24 protein-coding genes are annotated in these 13,966 nt (G+C 64.1%); 11 read left to right on the forward strand and 13 right to left on the reverse strand.

The window, feature by feature from the left end; translation table 11 throughout:
- Positions 1–87: 87 nt before the first annotated feature.
- From ABIB58_RS14100 to ABIB58_RS14150, 11 genes are all read right to left on the reverse strand, one after another.
- Positions 88–465: a hypothetical protein gene (locus ABIB58_RS14100; protein WP_354041834.1), complete on the reverse strand. Its 378-nt coding sequence runs from the start codon at positions 463–465 to the stop codon at positions 88–90.
- Entirely contained in the window at positions 462–995 is a 534-nt protein-coding gene (locus ABIB58_RS14105; protein ID WP_354041837.1) for an efflux RND transporter periplasmic adaptor subunit, read from the reverse strand. The genes ABIB58_RS14100 and ABIB58_RS14105 overlap by 4 nt, the downstream gene beginning before the upstream one ends.
- On the reverse strand, positions 995–2,353 hold the full coding sequence (locus tag ABIB58_RS14110) for a hypothetical protein (protein ID WP_354041840.1): 1,359 nt from the start codon (positions 2,351–2,353) through the stop codon (positions 995–997). The genes ABIB58_RS14105 and ABIB58_RS14110 overlap by 1 nt, the downstream gene beginning before the upstream one ends.
- Complete coding sequence (locus ABIB58_RS14115; RefSeq protein ID WP_354041843.1) at positions 2,350–2,529, reverse strand: hypothetical protein; 180 nt, start codon at positions 2,527–2,529, stop codon at positions 2,350–2,352. The genes ABIB58_RS14110 and ABIB58_RS14115 overlap by 4 nt, the downstream gene beginning before the upstream one ends.
- Positions 2,529–2,894, reverse strand: coding sequence for a hypothetical protein (locus ABIB58_RS14120; RefSeq protein WP_354041846.1), 366 nt, complete (start codon positions 2,892–2,894; stop codon positions 2,529–2,531). Before ABIB58_RS14120 ends, ABIB58_RS14115 begins: the two co-directional genes overlap by 1 nt.
- Positions 2,887–3,183, reverse strand: coding sequence for a hypothetical protein (locus ABIB58_RS14125; RefSeq protein WP_354041850.1), 297 nt, complete (start codon positions 3,181–3,183; stop codon positions 2,887–2,889). The genes ABIB58_RS14120 and ABIB58_RS14125 overlap by 8 nt, the downstream gene beginning before the upstream one ends.
- On the reverse strand, positions 3,183–3,893 hold the full coding sequence (locus ABIB58_RS14130; RefSeq protein ID WP_354041854.1) for a DNA methyltransferase: 711 nt from the start codon (positions 3,891–3,893) through the stop codon (positions 3,183–3,185). Before ABIB58_RS14130 ends, ABIB58_RS14125 begins: the two co-directional genes overlap by 1 nt.
- Positions 3,894–3,896: 3 nt before the next feature.
- Positions 3,897–4,415: a hypothetical protein gene (locus ABIB58_RS14135; RefSeq protein ID WP_354041857.1), complete on the reverse strand. Its 519-nt coding sequence runs from the start codon at positions 4,413–4,415 to the stop codon at positions 3,897–3,899.
- Complete coding sequence (locus ABIB58_RS14140; RefSeq protein ID WP_354041860.1) at positions 4,415–4,771, reverse strand: hypothetical protein; 357 nt, start codon at positions 4,769–4,771, stop codon at positions 4,415–4,417. Before ABIB58_RS14140 ends, ABIB58_RS14135 begins: the two co-directional genes overlap by 1 nt.
- Positions 4,768–5,319, reverse strand: coding sequence for a hypothetical protein (locus ABIB58_RS14145; protein WP_354041863.1), 552 nt, complete (start codon positions 5,317–5,319; stop codon positions 4,768–4,770). The genes ABIB58_RS14140 and ABIB58_RS14145 overlap by 4 nt, the downstream gene beginning before the upstream one ends.
- 238 nt (positions 5,320–5,557) lie before the next feature.
- Complete coding sequence (locus ABIB58_RS14150; RefSeq protein ID WP_354041867.1) at positions 5,558–5,914, reverse strand: DUF6197 family protein; 357 nt, start codon at positions 5,912–5,914, stop codon at positions 5,558–5,560.
- A gap of 70 nt (positions 5,915–5,984) precedes the next feature.
- Here ABIB58_RS14150 and ABIB58_RS14155 point away from each other — a divergent pair, with 70 nt between their 5' ends.
- From ABIB58_RS14155 to ABIB58_RS14165, 3 genes are all read left to right on the forward strand, one after another.
- Positions 5,985–6,308 carry a hypothetical protein gene (locus ABIB58_RS14155; RefSeq protein ID WP_354041870.1) on the forward strand — a complete coding sequence of 108 codons (324 nt, stop codon included), beginning with the start codon at positions 5,985–5,987 and terminating at the stop codon, positions 6,306–6,308.
- A gap of 52 nt (positions 6,309–6,360) precedes the next feature.
- Positions 6,361–6,837: an HIRAN domain-containing protein gene (locus tag ABIB58_RS14160; protein WP_354041872.1), complete on the forward strand. Its 477-nt coding sequence runs from the start codon at positions 6,361–6,363 to the stop codon at positions 6,835–6,837.
- 303 nt (positions 6,838–7,140) lie between these two features.
- Complete coding sequence (locus tag ABIB58_RS14165; RefSeq protein WP_354041876.1) at positions 7,141–7,992, forward strand: KilA-N domain-containing protein; 852 nt, start codon at positions 7,141–7,143, stop codon at positions 7,990–7,992.
- Between the two features lie 54 nt (positions 7,993–8,046).
- Here ABIB58_RS14165 and ABIB58_RS14170 read toward each other — a convergent pair whose 3' ends face one another.
- Positions 8,047–8,418: a helix-turn-helix domain-containing protein gene (locus ABIB58_RS14170; RefSeq protein ID WP_354041879.1), complete on the reverse strand. Its 372-nt coding sequence runs from the start codon at positions 8,416–8,418 to the stop codon at positions 8,047–8,049.
- A 48-nt stretch (positions 8,419–8,466) separates the two neighbouring features.
- On the opposite strand from ABIB58_RS14170, the gene ABIB58_RS14175 reads away from it, so the two are divergent.
- The 8 genes from ABIB58_RS14175 (at position 8,467) to ABIB58_RS14210 (ending at position 13,227) form a co-directional block, all read left to right on the forward strand.
- The gene (locus ABIB58_RS14175) at positions 8,467–8,706 is read left to right on the forward strand and encodes a helix-turn-helix domain-containing protein (RefSeq protein ID WP_354041883.1); all 240 of its coding nucleotides are present in this window, start codon (positions 8,467–8,469) and stop codon (positions 8,704–8,706) included.
- 107 nt (positions 8,707–8,813) lie between these two features.
- Positions 8,814–9,065, forward strand: a complete 252-nt coding sequence (locus tag ABIB58_RS14180; protein ID WP_354041886.1) for a hypothetical protein — start codon at positions 8,814–8,816, stop codon at positions 9,063–9,065.
- Positions 9,066–9,120: 55 nt separating this feature from the next.
- Positions 9,121–9,558 (forward strand): hypothetical protein, encoded by a 438-nt coding sequence (locus ABIB58_RS14185; RefSeq protein WP_354041889.1) that lies wholly within the window; start codon positions 9,121–9,123, stop codon positions 9,556–9,558.
- Positions 9,559–9,867: 309 nt separating this feature from the next.
- Positions 9,868–10,443, forward strand: a complete 576-nt coding sequence (locus ABIB58_RS14190; RefSeq protein ID WP_354041892.1) for a hypothetical protein — start codon at positions 9,868–9,870, stop codon at positions 10,441–10,443.
- Positions 10,440–10,763: a hypothetical protein gene (locus ABIB58_RS14195; protein ID WP_354041895.1), complete on the forward strand. Its 324-nt coding sequence runs from the start codon at positions 10,440–10,442 to the stop codon at positions 10,761–10,763. The genes ABIB58_RS14190 and ABIB58_RS14195 overlap by 4 nt, the downstream gene beginning before the upstream one ends.
- Entirely contained in the window at positions 10,760–11,239 is a 480-nt protein-coding gene (locus tag ABIB58_RS14200; RefSeq protein WP_354041899.1) for a helix-turn-helix domain-containing protein, read from the forward strand. The genes ABIB58_RS14195 and ABIB58_RS14200 overlap by 4 nt, the downstream gene beginning before the upstream one ends.
- 621 nt (positions 11,240–11,860) lie before the next feature.
- Positions 11,861–12,646, forward strand: a complete 786-nt coding sequence (locus tag ABIB58_RS14205; protein ID WP_354041902.1) for a hypothetical protein — start codon at positions 11,861–11,863, stop codon at positions 12,644–12,646.
- Positions 12,643–13,227, forward strand: a complete 585-nt coding sequence (locus tag ABIB58_RS14210) for a hypothetical protein (RefSeq protein ID WP_354041906.1) — start codon at positions 12,643–12,645, stop codon at positions 13,225–13,227. The genes ABIB58_RS14205 and ABIB58_RS14210 overlap by 4 nt, the downstream gene beginning before the upstream one ends.
- Positions 13,228–13,437: 210 nt before the next feature.
- Here ABIB58_RS14210 and ABIB58_RS14215 read toward each other — a convergent pair whose 3' ends face one another.
- Entirely contained in the window at positions 13,438–13,881 is a 444-nt protein-coding gene (locus tag ABIB58_RS14215) for a hypothetical protein (protein ID WP_354041908.1), read from the reverse strand.
- Positions 13,882–13,966: the final 85 nt, after the last annotated feature.

Raw genomic sequence — 13,966 nt, forward strand, 5'->3', positions numbered from 1 at the left:
GCTGCGCTGACCGGCCTCTTGCCAACCCCGACAACCCCAGCTCAGATCACCAAAGGACTCTCGTTATGGCTGGATGAGAAATGGGGGTCACGTCAGCTCTCGCATCTTCGCAACTGCACGGTCTGTCTTGGCGGTGCGCTGGCTTTTGCTGAAACCGTCTTCCAACTCGGCTAGATCACGCTGCACGTTGGAGGCGATGTCCTTGATGAAGTCCATTTCCGACTTAATGCGCCGGTCCAGTTCTCCGGAAATCCCGGAACACTGCCCGCCCCCTGGCAGCGGCGATGCGGGGGCGGCTGCTAGGTCGGCACAGACAGCAACCATGAGACGACCATTGGGAGATTCTGGATCAAACTCCTTGGTGTCCTGTCGCGTCTCATAGCCAAACGACGGAGCGAGGCGCTCGTATGTCTCGTGAAAGCGGGTCGCCAGGCGCAGCGCATCGGTGGGGGTTTCATTGCTCACTTCTGCGTCTCCTGCTGTAGGGCGGCTCGGGCGGCTTTGATGACCGACCACCTGACGAATATCTGGACCTCCATGTTGAAGTTCTCGACGGTCGCGTGACCATCGCACTCATGCGGCACGGCGAACGGCTCCAACGCCTTCGCCAGCCGATCCGCTCGGGCTTCGGCTGCGGTGGCGCGGTCGTTGGCATCCGAGATCGGCGCGTAGCCTTCCTGCTCGATCTCAGCTCGGACAACGTCCCGCTGCGCACGACGGATTGACGCCACAAGCGCCTCCAACTCCGCGATCCTGGCTTGAGCGGATGCGGCGGTGACGAGTGCGTCACGACAGCGAAACAGCAACTCGCCGCGCACGTCAGCATAGCCGCGCTGCCGCCCTTCCATTTCGGCGTCGATCTCTGCGATCAGCCCCGACGTGTTCGCGTTAGAGGGGGCGGTCAGACCAGAGCCGAAGTCGTGAAGACACCCGATGCAGCGTTCAGACGGGGTTTCCGCGCCGCAACCGCCACATGATTCGTAGAGCGCGCTCATCACTCTCCCCCTTCCTTCGCGGCGGTCGATTCCAGGGCGGCGAGGGCTTCGCGCAGGGCGTCAACCTCGGGGGTGGACGGGAGCGGCGTTCCGGCTTCACGAAGCCTGTCGCGCGCCTCATCCTCCGCCTTGAGGAACGCCTCCACCGCGATCCGCACCCTGTCGGCATCGGCGGCGGCAGCGAGACGTTGGACTGTTTGAATGTGACGGTCGAACTCGTTCCGAACAGGATCGCCCTCTTTCCTTCCCAGCTTGCCCTTCGACAAATCGTCCAGCAAAGCCTTCACGTCGGCATCGGCGGCGGGGGTCACATGGCGTAAGACGTGTTTGGCAATGAAGGAGGCCCACGCCCTGTTGTCCTCAGCACTCGTCGGCACGTCGTTCTCGTTTACATACCGCACATCGCCCTCTGCGATCAGATGAGACAAGGCGCTCTCACTGATGCAGGCGGCGGGGGTCGGGGATGGGTGGGCGCTTGGCGCGCAGATCAAAGCCGCAAGAACCATGCGAGCGCCGTTAGCGAAATCGCTGTCAGGTCCGTGCTGTGCAGCAATCGTTTGTGTGCAGCGACGGGCGAGAGCGATGGCGCTATCCCCCGCCGCCCCTTCGTCCTGAGCCTCGGCTCGGGCGGGGGTGGTGCGTCGGTCGTATAGGTATGAGCAGGCCTCGTCGGTTGCTTTCTGGCGAATGTCTTTCGACAGCGTTTGTGCGATCACCAGATTGTCCAGCAACACGCGCAAGGTTTCGCTATCCCCCTGCTGGCCTCCCAAGGCGAGGGGGCTGGTGGATAAGAGGGCGAGGCGATGTATACGAGACGCGGCCTGACGCATGGTTGCCGCCCAATCTTGCCACTGGTTGTCGTCTGCCTCTTCGGACACGCGATCCAAGGCGTCAGCGTCTTCTAGCGCCAGACGCACCGCCTCCCGCGTCTCTCCGCTCGGTTGGGGGCGGAGGTCTGTCGATCCGCAGTAGCAATGCGCCATTTCGTCAGATGCTGAGGTCTTTCCCCAGCACTTCGGACCATGCTCCCGCGTCTCTCCGCTCGTTTGGGGGTGGAGGGCGGCAATAGCGGCGTCGGCAGCAGGGCCAGGGTGCAGGTCGTGAGGCCATCCCTTTGACCGCTGCAATGCCGCCTTCAGGTTCTCCCGCTCCGACCCGCTCGCTTCGACCGGAGCGGTGGGGGCGGACAGATGGTCGATGGTTGCGTTGATCTCATGAACCATGACCATGGCGGCGTTTGGTTCTGACGTGCCGTAATCCCCGTCGATCACATCAGAAAATCGATCAATGAAGTCACGCGCATCGGAAAGCATATCGATAGCAGCCGTCAGCGGGCCGGGTGTGGGGGCTTGGGTCACGAGCGATGCTCCTGGTTCTGGCTGTTTGCGGGGCTGTCTTCTCCGATGGGGCGGGTGCTGTTCGAGGTCATGACTTCGGGCAGCCGATCCAGGCCGACGAGGTGGATGCCGAGCGTCACGGCCTGAAGTTCAGCGATCAGCCGCGCGTTGTTGGGTTGTCCCTGCTTCTCCCCCATCAGACGCGGGCCTCCGATTGGGCGCGGAGCAATGCGATGATTAGAGCCAAAGCCGCGTTCTGTGCGACGACTTGCGCCATGGCCGGGTCGCAGGGACCGACGTCGTCGATGACGACCTGCGCCGATCCCGCCAGGCAGATGTTGATGTTGATCGGGCCTCTCTGCTCCAGCGTCCAGTTGGCGAGCGCCATGGCTGAATCGATGGACCCCTTGAGAGCGTCCCAACAGCATTGCTTCCAGTCCGTCTCCGGCGTGTCTTCAAGACCGAGCGCCCTCTGCAACGCCACGGCCTCGCGCTCAAAAATGATGCCGGTGGAAACAGCCCCTTCCAGCTTCTCGATCAGCGATGTGATGGTCTCAGGCATGGACGCCCTCCGCTTTCTTGGCGGCGGCGCGCTCATGGATGAGCGATCGGACGTTCACCCCCAGAGGCGTCAGCTTCATGAAGCCGGCGCGCCCGTTCGGACTCGTGATTTCCAGATAGAACATGGCCTTATCCCGGAGGCTGCGCAGCGTGGAGCGCGTTACGTCTCCGACGTAGCCGGCAGCCACGTGCCGACGCTCGGCCTTGGTCAGTCCGCGCAAAGCGGCGACGACATGAACGCCCCCTGGTTCCCAGCCCGTTTTTTGCGATGTGATGGTCTGGTCAGACATCAGGCGGCTCCAAGAAGCGATTGCTGAACCGGCTTCGTGACCGGCTCTGTGAACAGACGCGGCTGAGCGAAAGCCTGCTCGATGCGGCGACATGCGATGTCGAAGAACTTCGGCTTGATCTCGCAGCCGATCAACGGGCGCCCCTCAAGGGTGCAAGCGACGCCCGTAGATCCAGAGCCCATGAACGGATCGCAGATCACGCCAAAAGGCAGACTCTGCAGCAGCAGACGCAGCAGGCCGACCGGCTTCTCGTTCGGGTGCTGGCGGCCGTTCTTCGCCATCGACTGGACTGGCGGGTGATAGATGACGGCACCCTTGTTCCGGGTTCCAACGAAGCCTTTGCCGACGACGTGGATCTCTTCCGTCGACGGCTTCCAAGGTAGGCTGAGATCGCCCATGCCGAGCGCCGGACCCTTGTCCCAGGTCAGTACCATCTTGCAGCCTGGCGTCACCGCCTTAGAGCGGGCGCCGAACACGAGCATAGGAACGGCGCCCAGCAGCTCGACAGCTGCGTCGCGGGCATCGGTGTTATGGTCGTTGGCGATGGTGCGGTCTTCGCCCCACAGGTCATCCGTCGCGTAACCGCTGGCGTAGGCGATGCCGATCGGCGGATCGAACAAAGCAGCGTCGACGGTGAGAGCGGGCAACACCTCGCGACAATCTCCCAGGATCAGTCGACAGTCGCCAATGACTTCCTCGCGGTAAGCCATCCTCTAGCCCTCCCTGTTGGAGGAAGAGGCGGCATAGGCGCAAATGATGGGCATTGCGGGCTCGTCGGTGGTGTAGGCGGCGTGGAGGTCGCGGCAGAAGTCGGCGACGCGGTCACCGAGGCCGAGGCGGTCCCAGAACTTGCGCTGCCCGCCTGTGTCGCAGCTGTTCGCCGCGTGACGATGGTGCCAAGCGCAGAGGGGCGCGCACCGGTGGTCGTGGACGCGAGGGCCGAGGCCCCCTTCCCTCCACCCCCTCGACGCGATGGCCAGCTTCTGGTGCGCGGCCTCGATCGGGCCGGGTTGAGCCGGCCGGCCCTCGATCAGGCAGGCGATGCAGTCGGTGTCGACGTGCAGCCAGGTCATGAAGCCCGGATCCAGTTGACGCGGGTCGCGCTGGCCCTGGGCCTCGGGCTTGAATGAGCGCAGGCGCATGCCCGGCTTGAAGGTGCGGGTTCGCGCGGCCTTCTTCTCGGCCTGTAGGCGTCGAAGGTCAGCGTCGATCTGCCAGAGAGGACGTCCCATCAGGCGGCCCTGTTCGGCATAGGTGCGTCATCGTTCGCCGGCGACGTCACGCCGGTCAGCAGACGACGGCGCTCCTGTTCGCCCTCCTTCGTCAGCCTGACGTGGAAGGGTCGAGCAGGCACGTTGCGTGCGGGCCATGGCGGGGCCGCCTGCAATGTCGAGAGCAAGCCCTGCTCGATCATGTTGAGGACCAAGGCTTCAGAGAAGGCAGTACGTTCCCGGCCCGGCTCCGGCTCGTCGAAGGTGACCCGAAAGGGCTGGCCTGCGAAGGCCGCGCGCTGAAGCGAGCGATTGCCGTTCAAGGCCGTCAGCACTTCGGCCTGGGCGGTGGTGATGATGCGGTAATCGCGGATCATGCCGCAGCCGCCTGATCGAATGTGACCTGATAGGCGTCGTTCAGCGCCTTGCCGATCTGGGCGCGCTGTTGCCAAGTGCACCACTTCAGCCCGATGGCGTTGGCGCTGGTGAGATCGGCCAACTGTGACGCGGTGGTCGCCAGCTCGATCCGGCGCAGCACGGCCGCGCTCCACGCCTTCCAGTCCGCACCCTGCAAGTCTTCAGGCAGGAACAGGATTTCGGCATAGTCCACGTCCTCGACATAGTCGGGCATGGTGTAGGGGCCCGGCGCCGCGTCGTTGGCGACGATAGCCGCAGCTTCCGGGGACGGCTTGTTCGGCGCGTCCCCGGCCCTGGCTGCTGAAGTCGTCCCATCCGTGACCCATGCCAGCGCCGCCAGCACCTTCTGAGCGAAGGCTTCATCGTCAGCGACATAGGCGGACAGATAGAGGACCGGGACGCCGGCGATCTCGTCGCTGCGTCGGCGATCAATGCGAACGGTGGTCGGGCCGAACAGGTCGATGTCCCGCTTTGGAGTCCCAACGGTGGTGATGTTGAAGTCGAGCATCAGGCCACCCACGCAGCAGCCGACCAGACCGCCCAGACGGCGATCATCAGGCAGGCGAACGGGCCGATTTGGCGAACGATAGAGAACGGGCGGACGCGCGCATCGAATGGGCGCGTCCGCGGGTCGCCAAGTTCAGCGACCATGATGGGCGGCGTGGAGATTGGCGCGCACCGCGTGCGTAAGTTAGTCGATCGGGCGGCATCGAAGAGCCGGTCAGTGGCGAGCGGATGCATAGAGGTTACCCCTCTATCGCTGCTGCTGTGTGTCGGAGTCCGGCTAGAACGGCCGCATGGCCCACCTGCGCGTTCCAGTCCGCAAGCCGCCGAACGCCTAGAATTTCGCAGACTCGCTGTTCCAGACCATAGATTTCGGCGTTGCTGAGCTTTTCCTTGCGCCCAAGGCGGAAGATGGCGCCCAAGGCAGAAAACTGGACCGCATGCTTATCGGTAGCCAAGCAGCAGGCGTCCTTACCGGGATCGGTCTGACGGCCGGCGACTATAATCGGCCCGCGGGCGGTGAAGTGCTGCGTCCAGTTCGATTGCTTCTCGATCAAATCTGCGGCTCGGCGAAGCAATGCGGCGTCGGTGATGGGCATGACGGTCTCCGTTGATGGAGACAGGTTCACATGGCTTGAACCTTTCCGTCAATAGGAAAGTTCACACGTCGTGAACCTACGTCCGGGATTGGCGTATCCTGACTGGACTCCTGTTCACGAGGCAGGAATCAGTGAGGCGTTAACGAATGGACGAGCCATGAAAATGGATCATCGGTATTGCGTCGCTCCGTTCCGCCGGCAGAAAGGCCAGCTGGAGCCTCGAGACATCGTCGAATGCGATAACGAAGACGCCGCTTTCAAACGCGGGCGTTCGATGATGGAGCGCGTCGATGGGCTGGTGTTCTTCAAGATCGAATGCGCCGAGGACGGCGATGTCTGGAGCGAAGTCGAGCTTCTGGCGACCGTGGGTGATGTTCCCAGCGAGGCAGCCTAGACTCTCCTCTTCGTTGCGCGCTTACGTCATGCTTTCAGCATGGCGGTGATTCATGAGCGTTCTGTCTTGGCTGTTTGGCAAGCCGAAAGCCCCTGTTGTGGTTTCCCCGGCGCCCAAACACACGCCTGAACGGCTTCAACCGCGCTCTGCCGTCAAGCGGGTCGTCCGGACCACAAAGTCGTTCGGCATGGAGGTCGTCGGCGAGAGCAACTATCAGGATGCCCTCATCGCGATCTGTGGAAAGCACACTCGCCTGGGCTACGACGGAGAGCACGAGGCTATGCTCGTGCTAGAACCATCCAACGCCTACGATCAGAATGCCGTAATGGTGACGATCGAGGGCCGTCGGGTCGGGTATTTACCACGCGAGCAGGCCAAGCGGGTCGGTTCTGCAATGAGATCCGCGGGTATTGAGCGCGCGATCTGCGACGCGCGCGTCCAGGGCGGCTGGCGTACCAATCAGTACGACGAGGGCCACTATGGCGTCAGGCTCGCAGCGCCTAGTCGCGGCGACGTATCATTCGCCTGAAAAACCAACGGCGGCTTCATCAGGGGCCGCTGTTTTGGTTTGAAGCGATGTCCATCCCCAGCCACGTCCCCAGAAAATGCTGAGGAAATATTAGCTGGGCACGGAGAATCAGCGATTCGCCCACATAGTGCTTTGGCAAGCCGTTGACGGCTCCTGACCCATCTGCGTGGAATAACAGCGGTTCAGAGAGCGCAGAGGTCACGAGATGATGTGCTTGCGAGCCGACGCCGAGCAGGGGACCGATAGATTTTCCGGTCGAAAAGTCCCCTGCCCGGTTCCATCGAAACCCTACCAGGAGGGCCCTTGGGCCAAAAATTCATGCACGACAAAGACACGAACGTCCAGAATAAACGACAAGATGTCGTAGCCAATCTGCCGGTCTTACGGGGTCATGCCGTCCGCAAGGATGACCAAGAGCGCATCTGTCTGAACGACATATGGCGCGCTGCCGGATCACCCGCCAACCATGAACCATCGGATTGGCGAGCCCTTCCTTCTACGAAGGGGATGCTGGCGGTTATCCGTCAAACCTCCGAAAAATCCGGGGGTTTACCGGTTTGTCCGGTAGTGGGCGTGCCGGGACGCGCCGGCGGCACTTTTGCCGATCCGCGCCTAGCCCTCGACTACGCTGAATATCTCAGCCCTGAGTTGGCCTTGGAGGTGAAGGACGTCTTTCTTCGCTACCTGGCCGCAGATGCGATCTTGTCTGATGACGTCTTGGAACGAGCGTCGCCTGAGGCAAACGAATGGGCTGGGATCCGCGCCCTGAGCCGAGCTCAGCGCCGGAAGTACACCGACTCCCTTCAGGCCCATGGCGTGAAGGGCGGTCGCGACTACGCCGCCTGCTCCGACACCCTATACCTTGGCTTGTTTGATAAGCGAGCTGCAGCGCTGAAGGACAGCAAGGGCATCGCCAAGAAGGCAAGCCTGCGCGATCACCTATCGACAGACGAGCTCGCCTACGTCGTCGCCGGAGAAACCCTTGCGCGCGAGCGGATCGACGAAGAAGGGGCTGATGGAGGCGAGGCGTGTCGGATCGCCACTCAGCGATCGGCACAAAACCTTCGGCGCGGGATGGAAATGGATCGCGCGGATAGGCGCGGTCGTACCGGCCTCCCGGCGAACGAAAACCTGAAGCCGGACAACGCGGCGTGACGATACTCGGCCCTGGCTTAGGCTGGGGCCGCCCCTCCCAGAACTATAAGGCTGTCAGCCCGCCTTGCGGCGCCCGGCTGCCGGCAAATCCTCAGCAACAGCCGTCGGTGGTGCGGCTGGGGATGCAACCTCGCTCAACACGCTCTGCACCCGTCGGATCCGCATAGCCTCTTCTGGCGGCATCAGCAGCTCGTGCGGCGCGATGTTCAACAGCGCCGCGATCTCATCGATGTGATCGCGGCGGTAGGGCTGGAGACCGTGCCAAAGCCTATTGGCCGTATTCTTCGGATAACCCAGCTGCTTCACGAGGTCGTTCTGCTTGAGCCCTTGGGTGGCGAACCACTCATGCAGATACCAGTCGTGCTGCGGCGCTTTTTCCATGTTCACATGATGCGAACTTGAAAACAGAAAGTCGCCCGCCAGCATGTGAACCTTTCGGATTGACGTAAGGTTCAAACCATGTGAACTTTGGGCATGGACTTCGCTCAGCATCGAAAAGATCGCGGATTGTCGCTGGAGCAGACAGCCGTCGCCCTTGGGCTGGCGCCGACCAGCAAAGGCTGGCTGAGCGAGATCGAGAACGGGAAAAGGGATGCGTCCCTGCGTTTGGCCCTGAAAATCGAGCGGTGGTCCGCGGGCGTCGTGCCGGCATCGTCGGTGTGCGCCGAGCTTCGCGCCGCGAATGACGCCGGCCCTTCTGCGGAGGCTGCATAGATGGCCTTCGCTCTCTCATCGCGCGGGCTGCGGAGCCCTCGTGCGGTGGTCCCCGCCGGGCAGTCCCCCGCCCCTCCCCCGACGCCCGGCCGGGTGTCCCATTGCTGATGCGTCGCTTCAACGCTTGGTTCGAAGACCGGCTGGCGGTCGCCATAGGCCTCGCTGCCGATCTGCGCACGGTGGTCGATCAGCCTCGCTGCGGTGGTTTTCGCCACGCCACGCCGGAAGAGGTCGCCGCCATTGGCCAGTTCTTGGACGAGCACGGCCTCACGCCCCGTTCCGCGACCATCGTGCCCTTCCCCATCGCCAACGATCGTCACCCGCAATCCCCGCCTGAACCGCCCCGTCCGGCGGCCTGATCTGTCTAACCCGTCCACCCGCAACCTGTGCCGTTGCAAACCTCGGAACCCTGCAATGTCCCGCATGATCGAAACCGGAGAGGTCAAGGCGCTCTTCCGCCAGCTGGTGAAGGCCGCCGGCGGCGTCGAGGCTGCTGCCGTCGACCTGAAGATCAGCCATCAGCGCGTGTCTCACCTGCAGAACGCCAACAACGAGGACGAGCCGACCTTCCGGCAAATCCGCGTGCTGGAAGTCGCAGCGGGCGCCGCGATCGTGTCGGGCGCCCAGTTCCGCGCCATTGAGGCCCCAGCACCCGATCCCATCGCCGCCGCCGTTGTCGAGAGCGTCGCCAGCAGCGCCGCCGCCTTGCGCCTCGTCCACGATATGGATTCGGACGGCCATCGTGACGCCGCCGAGGTTCGTGCCGTTCAGGAAGCCGCGGCCCGCAATCTGCGAGAGGCGCGCGAGCTGCACGATGCCGCGGCTGGCCTGAAACCCGGTGAGGTGGCGTGATGATCGGCACCCTGCTGTCTCGTCTTCATACGGGCCTGATGGCCCTGCTGCACCGGGAGCGTCTGATCTGATGCCCTGGGCGCGGTGCAGGAACTGCGGGTGCTTCCGCGAGCCGGTGCGAGACGCCGACCTGTTTGACGCGCCTCTGCCCATGCCGGCGGTCGATGACGCTTTCGCCGCCTTCCATCGCCAATCCCAACAGCGCGAACGCAACGCCGCCGCCCGAGGCGCAGACCGCCAGGTCGGCCGGGAGCGGAGAGCGCGCCGCGACTTCACCCTCAACGCTCTACGAGGAGCCATCCCTTGCCCATGACCGTGAATGCCTCTGCCGCCTTGGCTGGCGCCGGATCGTTCGCCACGTCGCGCCGCGGCGCTGTGGCCTATGAAGAGATCGCACAGGCCCGCGCAGCGCTGGGCAGTCGCGCCACAGCCGCGCAGGTCGCCAAGATGATCGGGCGGTGCGAGGCAGACGTGCGTCCGTTCATGGCCTGCCGGTCTGAGATCGAGGCCGCGCAGGTGCTGGTCACGCTGAGGCCTGAGAGCAGGGCCGACCAGCCTTCTCGCCAAGAGCGCGCTGACCAGCATTTCACGGACCTGTGGGAGAAGGGCGTGAAGACGGCGGTATTGGCGACCCGCTTCGGTCTTTCGGACAGCGGCATCCTGCATTGGGCCTCGCGCCTTGGCCTGAAGTCCAGGGCGATCAAGAGCGACAAGGTCGTCTGGACGCCCGCACTCGACGCGATCGTCAAACGTGACTTCGTGTCCGGTGACAAGACTGCGGCCGAGGTCGCCAACGCCATTCCCGGCGCCACGAAGGCCGCCGTGATCGCCCGCGCCTTCCGCAAGGGCTGGTGCGCGCCGACCCACCAGAAGGCCGCCGCATGAACCGACACCGTCAGAACCCAGAGACTGTTGCGATCCAGCGCATCGACAGCGGCAAGCGTCGGTCAGACGACCGGGCGCGCGAGGCCCAGGTGCTGGCGCACGCCCGTGTGGCGACGGTGGTGGCGATCATGGCCGTGCCGGCGAACGACCGCGTCCGCCACATGGAAGGGATGCTGGACGCCATCAGGGAGCAGCTGACTGCGTCTCTGGATCCGGCAGGCGCCTCGTCGATCATCGCCGCAAAGGCGCAGCAGGCCATCGTTAGCGGCGTGACGGCACGCGCCAGAGCCGAACAGCTATTCCAACGGAGGGAAGCATGACCCCTCACGCCTCTACGCCGGGAGACTACGCCGCAGCCCTGCTGAAACGCGGCTATGGCGTGCAGTCGGTGGCGATGATCTGCGGCATGCACGTCGACACGGTTCGGCCCATGGAGACGCTGCGTTCTCAGCGGTCCAGCTACACGCCGCCGCCTAAGCCTCAGTCCATGCCGGTGGTCCCGGCCGCTCCGGTGGGACAGTCTCCGAGGGAGGCCTATGCCGCCATCCTAGAAGCGGTCGCGGGCCGATACGGACTGAAGCCCGAAGACCTGACCTCGAAGCGCCACACGCGCCGTTTCGCCTGGGCACGGCACGAGGCCATGGCGGTGATCAAAGACCGCTTCGGCCTGTCCCTTCCCCGCATAGGCGCTCTGTTCGGTGGTCGTGACCACACAACCGTCCTTTCAGGCATCCGCGCCTATGAGACCCGCCGCGCCTGGTGCGACGTGGTCAAGGCTATGGCGGGCTTCGCATGAGCACGGTGGTCTACATCCGCGCCCTGATGGACGCCGGTCTGTCTGCTGCTGACGCCCTGAAGGCGGCCGAGGTCTACGAAACCATGCAGCCGACCCGATCGAAGGGTGCGGAGCGGACTCGGCGGTGGAGAGAGCGTCACGCAGCGTCACAGAGCGTCACATGTGACGGTGGTGACGCCTGTGACGCCGAAACCGTCACCGATCACACCCCTTCCCTCTCCCCTTCCCCCCAGACCCCCCAACCCCACACCCATCCCCGCGACGAGACTACCCGCGCACGTGAGGGGGCCGCATCGGCGGTCGTGATCGCCCTGCCGAAACCCGCCGCTGCCGATGACTGGCCGGAGGGCGACTGCCGACGCCACGCCGATCTGCTGGCGGCCGAGGCGAATACGCACCGGCTTGATCCCAGCAAGGCCGAGGGTCTGCTGCTGACCTCGGCGCGATTGGCGGCGTGGAGGGCTGCCGGCGCGTCCTGGCAGTTCGACGTGGTCCCGACCGTGACGGCTCTGGCAGGTCGAGCCGGACGGAAGATCACCAGCTGGAAGTTCTTCGACGACGCCATCGCCCAATCCATCGCGGACAACCGAGCCGCCCTCTCAATCCCGGAAGCCAACCCCCATGCAGGCCAAGCCCATGACCGCATTTCCGCCAGCCAATCTGCCCGCCGCGAGAACCGAGACCGTGCGTCTGCCGGCGCTGACTGGGCCTCTGAGGTCATGGCTTCTCGACGAGCCCTCTGACGCTGTCGCCGAAAAGGTGATTGCCGAAAGCGAGATGCTGCGCAGCCAGGCCACGATGATGATGCCCGCTCTCCGCCAAGAAGCGCTTCGTCCGGCCTCGCATGACGACATCGTTCGGATCATCAAGAGCCGCGAACAGACGTTCGGCGATCTGCGGACCGCACGCACCGAAGTCGAATGGGCGGCGTTCTATGCCGACTATTTCGAGGCCCTGGATGGTCTGACTGCGTCGTCGATCGAAGCGGGCATGGTGGCCTATATCGCCCTGCCGGACAGCCAGTGGGCGCCGAAGCCGGGCAAGCTGGCGCACATGGCCCGCAACAGCAACGCGTGCGGCCGGTTCACTCGGGCGTACAATCGGGCGCGCGCCGCAGTGGAGAAGGCCCGCGCGCTATCGGCGCCGCCCCCATTCGTCGAGGTCGAGAAGCCGGATCCCGAGGTCGTGAAAGCCCAGCTGGCTGAGACCTTGGAGAAGCTCACGGCGCAGGACCGACTCAAACAGGCCGCGCAGAAGGCGCGCCTGAAGCCGACGCCGTCCGCTCCCCTGCCGGCCGGAAGTCACATGAGCGCAGCCATGCGCGTTAAGCTCGAGGCCGAGGGCGTGATCCGTCCCTTGGCAGACCACGACAACGACCACCATCAGGACCATGGAGCAGCCGCATGAGCCGCAAACGCAACAAGCCTCACGACCCTGCTGCTGCCGCACGGCATAAGGTCGAGAGGATGGAGAACGCCGCCGAGGTCGCGCGTTTGCGCGCTCAGCCGTCGACTGCGGTCAACGTCGATAAGCGCACAGGCCGGCTCACCGGCGCGTGGCGCCTGAACTGCTTCAACACCCTACTGCCGGCGAAGTGCCAAGAGCGCGATGCTGTCGATTGGCTGGAGGAGCTGGTGCGGACTGCAAACGGTGAGAACGCACAAGAGCGCAGGCCCGATCATGTCCGTGCATCAAACGATGGCCCGCCAGGGCAGAACATCAGCGATGCCATGATCCAAGCCAGCGTTCGGCTAGAGGTCGTGATGGAGAACATGGCGCCTCAACACGGTCGCATGCTGATGGAGCTGCTCAAGCCAGACGCCGACCTGATCACACGTTGGCGCGGTGTGGTCGAACGCTGCACAGGCGAGACACATAGCCATGCGCAGGCCGCCACAGTACGCGCCGCCTGCACATCGCTTGCCTGGGTGAGAGACAACCTTGGGCGATTGGAGAAGGCGCGCCGTGATCGTCGCCTAGCCGCTTGACGTGGCCACCGAACAGGGGGACAAAAGCCAAGGTCGCTTCGCGCGTCCAGAACATCAGCCCCGCCTCTTTCGAGCGCGGGGCTTTTCGTTGGCGCGCCTGACATCCCAACATTGCCGCACCGACCTCACGTCGTCCAGCTTCGGGACCAGGGACGTTCATCTCGACCGATCAGCGCCGGACGCGGACGGGTTATCCCGCCGTCTCCTGCGTCAAGCCAGTGGTGCGGTGCGGCCTCGGCCGTCCCTGTTTGCTGGTATGGCGGTCATTCCCGAACAGATCGTACGGAGGCGAGCATTACGCGGCTCACGCACCTCCAGCCCCGCACCAGCTTTGCGCCCGATCGACGTGCCTTCCCTACAGATCAGGCAAAGGGTCCGAAGCCGGTTCAGCAAAGCCAGCCATGGAAGGCTTGGTACAAGACGGCTCGGTGGCGTCGCCTGCGCGAGCAGGTTCTGATCCGCGACGCTTACACCTGCCAACGCACCGGCCAGGTCTGCGGCGGAAAACATCCGGCGCCAGATAGCCCTGTCGTAAACCACAAGCGACCGCACCGAGGCGATGAGCGCCTGTTCTGGGACATCGAGAACCTGGAAGTTGTGGCCAAGTCTGTTCATGACGCCGACATCCAGCGCGAGGAGCAGACCAGCCTGCATCACCGTGGGGCTTGGGACTGAGAGGGAGAGCGCGATGAGCAAGCACGGTGTGATTGGGCGCCTTGATCCTGCCGCCTGCTTCTTC

Origin of the sequence: Brevundimonas sp. UYEF29 (assembly GCF_040546195.1) — a bacterium.
GTDB classification, from domain to species: Bacteria; Pseudomonadota; Alphaproteobacteria; order Caulobacterales; family Caulobacteraceae; genus Brevundimonas; species Brevundimonas huaxiensis.